The organism is Caballeronia udeis, assembly GCF_044909315.1.
Lineage (GTDB): Bacteria > Pseudomonadota > Gammaproteobacteria > Burkholderiales > Burkholderiaceae > Caballeronia > Caballeronia udeis_A.
Genome location: NZ_JBIYEB010000024.1, coordinates 145,211 through 155,754 on the forward strand (window position 1 = coordinate 145,211; position 10,544 = coordinate 155,754).

Consider the following 10,544-nt stretch of genomic DNA (forward strand, 5'->3'; position numbering starts at 1 on the left):
TGAACGCCACGGACGATTCTCTGCCGAGAGCCGCTGCCCCTTTGCCACAGCCGACTCGTTGCGGGAGCGCTGCGTCCAGGCAGTGAGCTTCTTAGCCGCCCGAGACTGCGATTTCCAGAGCAGCCAATTGTTTTCATTGGCTAGTCACATGATAATCGCGCGGACGGCGTTCTTGTGTTCAAACGGTCCTCCGCTTCTCAGGTCGGCCGAACCGCGACTTTTGCGTGTCCCGGCGGGATGCGCCCGATGGAGGCGAGAGAGTATGGACTCATTTGCAGACGTTCGGCAGGATGAAACCAGCCGGGAACTGGCGGCCATCAGCGCGGCGCTCGGCGCATTTCGGCGTGGCGAAACCTCTCCACGTTTGCCGGACAACTGGGAAGGCGACGCGGGGCGGATTGCCGCCGAGTTCAACCTGCTAGTCTCGCAAGCGAATCGGCTTACGCAAGATCTGGAGCACGTAGCACCACGGACCCGGGGCGTCCCCGATTTTAACCGTCGGGCTCGCGACTCCGAATTCGGTGGCTTCTGGCTCCAGGCCACCTCCAATATCAACAGTCTGCTCGATGAGGCGGAATCCGCTTCCGGATATGCGAAGGCCCTGCTTCAGGCGCTGACCTCATTGCAAAAAGGGGAAGCCGCTTCGCTTCCACAGGATTGGACAGGTCTTCAGGGCAAGCTGGCCTATGCCTTTAATGAGGTCGTTGAACAGAATCTTCGTATGGCTGACGAGCTCGCGCGGCTCAGCCGTGTTGTAGGCAAAGAAGGAAAGTTGAAAGAAAGGGCCTCGCTGCCGAATGCGCGAGGCTTCTGGCGCGATTCGGTTGATTCGGTCAACTCGCTGATTGGAGACTTAGTTCACCCGACTAGCGAGGTAGCGCGCGTGATCGGCGCGGTCGCACAAGGCGATCTTTCCAAAAGCATGGCGCTTGAGGCGGACGATCGCGCGTTAGAAGGCGAATTTTTGCGCACCGCAAAAATCATCAACAAGATGGTCGAGCAACTTGGCACCTTCGCCGCTGAAGTAACCCGAGTCGCACGTGAGGTTGGCACAGAAGGGAAACTTGGAGGTCAAGCCGATGTGCAGGGGGTGGCGGGTACATGGAAGGACCTGACCGATTCTGTCAACTTCATGGCAAGCAACCTCACTGCACAAGTTCGCAATATTGCTGGTGTGACGAAGGCGGTGGCTGCAGGGGACTTGTCCAAGAAGATAACAGTGGATGTGAAGGGGGAAATACTGGAGTTGAAAAATACCATCAACACGATGGTGGATCAGCTGCGGTCCTTTGCCTCGGAAGTCACCCGGGTCGCGCGCGAGGTCGGCACCGAAGGGAAACTGGGTGGGCAAGCGGATGTGCAAGGCGTTGCCGGGACCTGGAAAGACCTGACGGACAACGTGAATTTCATGGCCGGAAATTTGACCAGCCAGGTTCGCAATATCGCGGAGGTGACTAAGGCAGTCGCTGCCGGGGACCTATCGAAAAAAATCACCGTGGATGTCAAAGGCGAAATCCTTGAGCTCAAAAATACGATTAACACCATGGTCGATCAACTCAGATCCTTCGCCTCGGAGGTGACACGGGTGGCCCGCGAGGTCGGCACCGAGGGGAAGCTGGGTGGTCAAGCGGATGTGCAAGGCGTGGCGGGCACCTGGAAAGACTTGACCGACTCGGTCAACTCGATGGGGAGCAACTTGACGGGGCAGGTGCGAAACATCGCCGAAGTAACGACCGCGGTCGCCGCAGGGGATCTGTCGAAGAAAATCACAGTTGACGTAAAGGGCGAAATCCTCGAGCTCAAAAACACGATCAACACCATGGTCGATCAGTTGCGGTCTTTCGCTTCTGAGGTGACACGGGTGGCCCGCGAGGTCGGCACCGAGGGGAAGCTGGGTGGTCAAGCGGATGTGCAGGGCGTGGCGGGCACCTGGAAAGACTTGACCGACTCGGTCAACTCGATGGGTAGCAACCTGACAGGACAGGTACGAAATATCGCGGAGGTAACGACCGCGGTTGCCGCAGGTGATCTTTCGAAGAAAATCACGGTTGATGTGAAAGGCGAAATACTTGAGCTGAAAAATACGATCAACACGATGGTGGATCAGCTTAGCTCGTTTGCATCGGAAGTGACGCGCGTAGCGCGAGAGGTTGGCACTGAAGGCAAGCTCGGCGGGCAGGCAGATGTACAGGGCGTAGCGGGCACATGGAAGGACCTTACAGACTCAGTTAATTCGATGGGCGGCAACCTGACCGCGCAGGTTCGTAACATTGCGGAGGTTACAACCGCTGTCGCGGCCGGTGACTTGTCCAAGAAGATCACTGTTGACGTGAAGGGGGAAATTCTTGAGCTAAAGAACACGATCAACACTATGGTGGACCAGTTGCGCTCCTTCGCCTCGGAGGTGACCCGTGTAGCGCGTGAGGTCGGGACCGAAGGCAAGCTAGGTGGACAGGCCGATGTGCAGGGGGTCGCTGGCACCTGGAAAGACCTGACTGATAACGTGAACTTCATGGCAGGTAACCTGACCAGTCAGGTTCGGAATATTGCGGACGTTACGAAGGCTGTGGCTGCAGGCGACTTATCAAAAAAAATCACGGTCGATGTGAAGGGCGAAATTCTCGAGCTTAAAAACACGATCAATACGATGGTGGACCAGCTTAGCTCGTTCGCATCCGAGGTGACACGCGTAGCGCGTGAGGTCGGCACCGAAGGCAAGCTCGGCGGACAAGCTGACGTTCAGGGCGTGGCGGGAACATGGAAGGATTTGACCGACAACGTCAACTTCATGGCGGGCAACCTGACCAGTCAGGTGCGCAACATCGCCGACGTGACCAAGGCGGTCGCAGCGGGGGACTTGTCCAAGAAAATCACTGTTGATGTCAAAGGAGAAATTCTCGAGCTAAAGAACACCATCAACACGATGGTAGATCAGCTGAGGTCGTTTGCTTCTGAAGTGACCCGGGTGGCGCGTGAGGTGGGGACCGAAGGAAAACTTGGAGGGCAGGCCGATGTTCAAGGCGTGGCTGGAACATGGAAGGACCTGACCGACAACGTGAACTTCATGGCGGGCAATCTCACCAGCCAGGTTCGTGGTATCGCAAAGGTGGTAACGGCGGTAGCAAACGGTGACCTCGCGCGAAAGCTGACCGTTGAGGCAAAGGGAGAAATCGCGGCGCTTGCCGACACAATCAATAGCATGACCGACACGCTGGCGACTTTCGCTGATCAGGTGACGACGGTGGCTCGGGAAGTTGGAGTAGAAGGCAAACTTGGCGGCCAAGCCAAGGTACCGGGAGCAGCTGGCACGTGGAAAGGGCTGACAGAAAACGTGAACCAGCTTGCGGCGAATCTGACCACACAGGTGCGTGCAATCGCCGAAGTGGCGACCGCGGTGACCCAAGGTGACTTGACGCGATCCATTACGGTCGAGGCACTCGGTGAAGTGGCAGCGCTGAAAGACACGATCAACGAGATGATCCGTAACTTGAAGGACACGACACAGGTCAATACGGAACAAGACTGGCTCAAAACGAACCTCGCCAAGTTTAGTCGCATGCTCCAGGGACAAAAGGATCTTGTTGCAGTGGGGCATTTAATTCTATCGGAACTCGCGCCAGTGGTCGGCGTGCAGCAAGCAGAATTCTACGTGCTTGACGCTTCCGGCGAATCACCGGCCTTGCGACTTATGGCGAGTTACGCTTCAGAAGGTCATCACGCCCATGGCAAGGAAGTGCGACTTGGCGAAGGACTGGTCGGACAATGCGCAGTCGAAAAACGGAAGATCCTGCTTGCTTCGTCAATTCCCGGCCACCTGCGCATCAGCTCGGGTCTGGTTGAGGTGATGCCGCAAAACGTTTTGGTGTTGCCGATCGTCTTCGAGGGTCACGTCAAAGGTGTCATCGAACTGGCCTCGGTTGAGCGCTTTAATCCGCCCCATCAGGCTTTTCTCGATCAGTTGACCGAGAGTATTGGCATCGTTATCAACACGATCGAAGCGAACATGCGAACGGAGGGTCTGCTTAAGCAATCGCAGTCGCTGGCGCACGAATTGCAAAGCCGCCAGGAAGAACTGCAACAGACCAACGAGGAATTGCAAGAGAAAGCGCGCCTCCTCGCCCATCAGAATCAGGAGGTCGAGCGGAAAAATACCGAAGTTGAACAGGCTCGGCAAGCGTTGGAAGAAAAAGCAAGACAGCTTGCTCTAACTTCAAAATACAAGTCGGAGTTTTTAGCGAATATGTCGCACGAACTCCGTACGCCGCTGAATAGCCTCCTGATCTTGTCCGACCAGCTCTGTAAAAATCTGGAAGGCAACCTGTCGTCGAAGCAAATAGAATTCTCAAGGACCATTCATTCGTCGGGCAATGATCTGCTTATGCTCATCAATGACATCCTGGACCTGTCCAAAATCGAATCTGGAACCGTTGTCGTTGACGTGGGTGAACACCGTCTTGCAGACTTGAATACGTTCGTCGAACGTACGTTCCGGCATGTCGCTGAGGCGCGCAATGTCGACTTTACGATCGGCACGGGTCCCCGGTTGCCAACCGCCATCATGACTGACCTGAAGCGGCTGCAACAGATTCTAAAAAACTTGCTGTCGAATGCCTTTAAGTTCACGCATCAAGGACAGGTAACGCTGACGATTGAAGAGGTGTTCGCGGGCTGGAGCTCGGACAACGACGACCTCAATCGTGCACAACAGGTCATCGCATTTTCAGTATCGGATACCGGTATCGGGATTTCGGGCGACAAACAGCAGATCATATTCGAAGCTTTCCAGCAAGCTGACGGGAGCACCAGTCGGAAATACGGTGGCACGGGGCTGGGGCTTGCGATCAGCCGGGAACTGTCCAAGCTTCTTGGCGGGGAAATCAGGCTCGTCAGCACGCCCAACGCAGGAAGCACTTTTACGCTCTATCTGCCCGTTTCTTATCCGGCGACCCGCACCACTCGCAAGGCGTTTTCGCCCCCGGAGGGCTCGGTTCCAAACCTGTACACGCGCAGTAATGCGGAGGTGTCAGAGTGGGATCCAGAGACACTGGCGACCGGGGAGCATGATGAAACGGTATATGAGGCGAGGGACGTGCTGTTGGTGAATGAGGCGCACGATGACAGAGACAATATCGCGCAGGGCGACCTCGTCGTGCTCATCGTGGAGAATGATCTTGCTTTCGCACGCTTTGTTCTGGATGCAGCGCGCGACATTGGCTTCAAGGGGTTAGTGACGTCGCTGGGTGCGGGCGCCCTGACACTTGCCAACCAGTTCAAGCCAGGGGTGGTAACACTCGACATGGTCCTGCCGGATATGGATGGCTGGCGGGTACTTTCGCGACTCAAACATGACCTCACCACTCGGCACATACCCGTTTGCGTTATCTCGACGGATGATTCCCGAGATCGTGCCCTGCGCGCCGGGGCGTACGCGTTTTTGTCCAAGCCCGTCCAGTCTCGGGACGTACTTGACGCCTCGTTGCGTACATTACAAGAGCATATTGCAACGCCTGTGCGGCGTCTGCTGATAGGCATGCGCGAGGGGAAGGAGCGTAACGAAATCGTCGCGTGGGTGAGCGGAGAGAAAATCGAAACAGTTGTGGTTGATACTTTCGACGACGCTCTTGAAGAGCTTGCGCTGAATACCTTCGACGCAATCATGTTGTCCGCGGACGCATGCGACGGCGCGCCTTCCAGACTAGAGGAGGCACTTGCGCAGCGCGGCTCTTTAGCTCCGCTACCGGTGCTATTTTTCGACCCGAGCCAGGACAACCAGCTCTCGTCGCGCTGGTCGCAACGTGCGGAGACGTTCGTTGCCTACAGCGCTCCAACCCTTGTGCAACTATTCGATTCGCTGCTTGCCGTCGCCCATATCAACTGCGCCGTCCTCAGCAGCGACACGCGCGATCTGCTAGACCAATTGCATGGATCGATGTCGGCGTTGCGCGGGAAAAAGGTTTTGATCGTCGACGACGACATGCGCAATATCTTTGCGTTGGCGACCATCCTCGAAGAGCACGAGATCGCCCACGTCTGGGCCGATAACGGTCGAGACGCAATCAAGCAGGTCGAAGCTGACTCGGAGATCGAATTGGTGCTGATGGACATCATGATGCCGGAGATGGACGGCCTGGCCACGATGAAAGAGATCCGCAAACTACCGATCGGACAGAGGTTGCCGATGATCGCGGTCACCGCCAAGGCGATGAAGGGCGACAGGGAAAAGTGCATCCAGGCCGGGGCCTGGGACTATTTGTCCAAACCCGTGAACCGCGACGATTTGCTGACCGTGTTGCGTGCGTGGCTGCACCGTTAATTGGGGCCACGAACCATGGCGGTCGCCCTTGCCCCGAATGAGAAGGTCAACATCCTCGTCGTTGATGACCTTCCACAGAAACACGTCGTTTTCCGCACCGTCCTCGAGGATCTGGGCGAGAACGTGGTGACGGTGACATCTGGCCGTGAGGCGCTGCGCGAAGTGATGGAACGCCCGTTCGCGGTGATTTTGCTAGACGTCAACATGCCAGGCATGGACGGGTTCGAAACCGCTTCGCTGCTGCGTTCGTATCCGCGCACGGCGAACACGCCAATCATTTTTATCACCGCCTATATCGATGATGTAGACGCCATTCGGGGCTATGCGCTTGGCGCGGTCGATTACATATCCTCTCCAGTCATACCCGAGATACTTCGTTCGAAGGTACGCGTGTTCGCGGAAATGTATCGGATGAACCGGCAATTGCTCCACCGCGCCTCGGAGCAAGAAGCACTCGCTCGAGCAGAGGCGCAGCGTATAGCCGCGGACCAGGCCCGCAGGCGCGCCGATTTCCTGGCGAATGCCAGTCTCCTGATGACTCGGTCCCTTGATGTGCACGCGACGATTTCAAAGGTCCTGGACGTCGTTGTGCCGTCGCTGGCCGATCTCGCAATCGTCTCTCTGGTCGACGAAGAGGGGAAGCCGTGCCAGACGATATGGCGCTCGACCTCTGCCGTTCAACAGGAAACCGGGTTGGCTGATTCGCACGCAATCAGAGAAGGGGAGCTAGCGGTGGAACGGGAACTGGAGGAATGGATCAACCGAGTTCTCCAGACGGGCGAGCCGCACAAATTTAACGCTTCTGAGCTTGCATTGATTAAGCTAAGTGCGCTGACCCGCTCGACCGGATCAAGTCATGGCGTCCATTCTCCATTGGCCGGAAGCGCCAGCCGTCTATTACCGCTGCCGGTGGAGGAGCTGAGCATTTACCCTCTTCTGACGGGCGTGTTCAAGCGGGGCGCATTGACGCTCGGTCATGTAAACACGCCTAGCGACGCAGGCGACGCCTCGCTCGCGATGGAAGTTACCAGCCGCGCTTCGATCGCACTTGAAAATGCCTTTCTGTTTTCCGCAATCCAGGACGGTGATCGCCGCAAGAACGAGTTCCTCGCTATGCTTGCCCACGAATTGCGCAACCCGCTTGCCCCGGTTCGCAACGCAGTGCAAGTATTGCGAACTGTCGGTTCGGAGGATTCCGTCGTTTCTTGGGCACGGGACATTATCGGTGTGCAGGTCGAACACATGGTGCGGATCGTCGACGATTTGCTCGATGTTTCAAGGATCGCTAGGGGTTCTATCACGCTTAGTTGCGAAAGCGTATCGCTTGCGACGGTTCTTGAACGTGCTATGGATACGAGCAAACCTCATCTCGTTGATCGCGCACAGACTTTCACCTACGAGCCTTGCATCGAGGATGCGATTATAGAAGGCGATATCGTCCGTCTTGCTCAGATCGTTTCGAATCTGCTGAACAACGCATCCAAGTTTTCGCCTCCTGGTGCGCACGTGATGTTGGCGGCGGAGTTTGACGGGCATGTCGCGACCATCACGGTAAGTGACAATGGGCAGGGCATCGATCCAACATTCTTACCGCATGTTTTCGAGCTTTTCGTGCAGGGCGACACGTCCCTGGATCGCTCTCAAGGCGGCTTGGGTATCGGCCTTACGCTGGTACGTCAGTTGACCGAGATGCATAACGGCACGGTTGAGTGTTTCAGTGCAGGTGTGGATCGGGGCGCGCGGTTCATTGTTCGCCTTCCCGCGCGAAAGCCTTTTCGGCGACAATTGAACCCTAGTAACGTTGTACCCATCTTGCGCACTCGAACCCTGCGCGTCCTGGTCGTCGACGACGTGGCGGCATCGGTGGAAAGCTTGACGATGTTGTTAGATCTGCAAGGCCACGAAGTGAGATCGGCGCTCGACGGGATATCGGCGCTTGAGGTCGCCCAGTCGTTCTTGCCCGACGCTGTAATACTGGATATCGGCTTGCCAGGCATGAACGGTTACGAGGTCGCAAAACACCTGCGTTCCGACAAGCGGTTCACGAGTACCCTGCTCATCGCGCTGACTGGTTACGGTCAAGCGGAAGATCATCGTCGAACGGCTGAAGCAGGAATCGATGAGCACTTTGTCAAGCCAGCGGATTTGGACCGGTTGTTTCGTGTCATCACCACTTACGCTGGGTCCGCGCGGTTTACCCGATCGGGTGGGCCGGGTACTGGCGAGGTAGGCCCGCTGTATGGAAGGACGGAAGAGTGATGCCAATGCCTTTCGAGTGCGTGCGCTTAGCGCACAGCGGTCGGTTCGAATCGGTGACTAAAGTGCGCGCTGGCTCCCTGTTTCGCTGCCACTTGACGCGCCATCTGTGCGAGTGATGACCACGAAGCAGTTCAGGCGTGGCTGTCGCTGTTTGTTGCCCGCGAATTCTGCTAACGGGGCCGATAGATAACGCTAGCGGCGAGATCGCTGTGAAACTCTCCACGTAGGGCACGAGTTGGAAAATTGGGTTTGGTCGCAGCAAGACGGGATAGACGAGCAAATTTTATTGCTATGCATTACGTATTAAATGACCGCGTTCGCCGAACTGCGATACGAAGGTGAAGCGGCCTACGAGAACATAAACCAAAACATGGCCCCGGCCGCGGCCCCCATGGCGGCTGTGGCCAACCATCCCACCACGCGTAACCGCATCGAGATCACGAACTCGCCCATGATCTTCGGATTGACAGCCATGAACATGATCAGTCCCATGATCGGGACCGAGACCACGCCGTTGATAACCGCACTCCAATAGAGCGCCTTGATCGGGTCAATTGGAGTAAAGCCAATAACTACACCCACTATCGTTGATAACACGATGATCCCGTAGAACCGCCTCGCGAGCTGCGGTTTCAGTGCCAGGCTATTGCGCCATCTGAATGTTCCAGCCATCGCGTACGCGGCTGACCCGGCCAGCACCGGTAGCGCAAGCAAACCCGTGCCGATGATTCCCAGGCTAAAGAGCAGAAATGCGAATTCGCCTGCGATGGGCTTGAGCGCGCGCGCTGCCTGGGAGGATGTCTGGATGTTCGTGACACCATGAGCGTTTAGCGTCGCCGCCGTGGTCAAAATAATGAAGAAAGCGACCAAGTTCGAGAAGCCCATTCCGATCCACGTATCCATCCGAATGCGTTTAAGGCTCGATGCCCCCTGAGCCGGCGCGTTCTTCAAAGCTTTTTGACCGGTCTCGGCGCGCATCTCTTCGACCTCTTGAGACGCCTGCCAGAAAAACAGATAGGGGCTGATGGTCGTCCCGAGGACCGCGACCACCGTCGTAACGTATTCACTCTTCCAGGACCAATGAGGAAAAATCGTCCGGATGACTACTGTCTGCCATGGAACTTGCACGACAAACAGCGTCGCCACGTATGCAAAAAGCACGAGAGTAAGCCACTTCAGCACGTGAACATAGCTGCGATAGGGGACAAACACCTGCAACAAAACGGATACCAGTCCGAGCCCGATGGTATAGACGCGCGTCGGACCACCCACAACCAGATTGACCGCCGCCCCCATCGCGGTGAGATCGGCTGCGATGTTGATGGTGTTAGCAACGAGAAGCAAGACGACAGAGCTGTAGAGCAGCCAAGCCGGATAGAAACGTCGGATGTTGGTAGCGAGTCCATGTCCGCTGACTCGTCCCAATCTTGCGCTGATCACCTGGATGGCTACCATCAGCGGGTACGTAATGATGATGGTCCACAGCATGTTGAAACCGAACTGCGCCCCCGCCTGCGAGTAGGTGGCAATACCGCTGGGATCGTCGTCCGCGGCGCCCGTAATCAGGCCGGGCCCTATTTTATGCAGCCAGGATTGATCTTCCGTATTGGACGAGTCGGACGGGTTGATGTCGATGGACATATAAGGCATCAGTTGGGTTGAACGGCCGCGCAATCGGCACGGGGGTGGGCAGCTTGCCTTATAAATGTCGAAAAATATCGACGGTGAATTACGTCGTTAGCAGGGCGAATGATTCCGTGTGGGGAGGAGCATCACTCTCAGCTTGCAGGACAAATCGGAATCGATAAATCTGCTCGGATTCCCCGTCTGGGACGGGGAGTGGGACACGATGGTTGCCTTCACATCGAATCTCTTTAAGAGGGCAGTTCAAAAAGGCTGCTCAGTTCGGCTGAAGATGTTCCAGCAGACGAGTGAGCAGGCTAGTTTGAGGAATGCTTCGTGAATGTCAGAT

At 56.5% G+C, this 10,544-nt stretch carries 3 protein-coding genes; 2 read left to right on the forward strand and 1 reads right to left on the reverse strand.

Annotated elements, in window-relative coordinates; genetic code table 11:
• The first annotated feature begins 262 nt into the window (after positions 1-262).
• Positions 263-6,313: a hybrid sensor histidine kinase/response regulator gene (locus ABH944_RS31600; protein WP_404611071.1), complete on the forward strand. Its 6,051-nt coding sequence runs from the start codon at positions 263-265 to the stop codon at positions 6,311-6,313.
• Positions 6,314-6,328: 15 nt separating this feature from the next.
• The gene (locus tag ABH944_RS31605; protein WP_404611070.1) at positions 6,329-8,572 is read left to right on the forward strand and encodes a response regulator; all 2,244 of its coding nucleotides are present in this window, start codon (positions 6,329-6,331) and stop codon (positions 8,570-8,572) included.
• A 348-nt stretch (positions 8,573-8,920) separates the two neighbouring features.
• On the opposite strand, the gene ABH944_RS31610 is transcribed toward ABH944_RS31605, so the two are convergent.
• Positions 8,921-10,213, reverse strand: coding sequence for an NRAMP family divalent metal transporter (locus ABH944_RS31610; RefSeq protein WP_404611068.1), 1,293 nt, complete (start codon positions 10,211-10,213; stop codon positions 8,921-8,923).
• Positions 10,214-10,544: the final 331 nt, after the last annotated feature.

Excerpts from the sequence above, each read along its gene's own strand:
- ABH944_RS31605 (WP_404611070.1), top strand. The coding sequence starts at position 6,329 with ATGGCGGTCGCCCTTGCCCCGAATGAGAAGGTCAACATCCTCGTCGTT.
- ABH944_RS31610 (WP_404611068.1), bottom strand. The coding sequence starts at position 10,213 with ATGTCCATCGACATCAACCCGTCCGACTCGTCCAATACGGAAGATCAA.
- ABH944_RS31600 (WP_404611071.1), top strand. The coding sequence starts at position 263 with ATGGACTCATTTGCAGACGTTCGGCAGGATGAAACCAGCCGGGAACTG.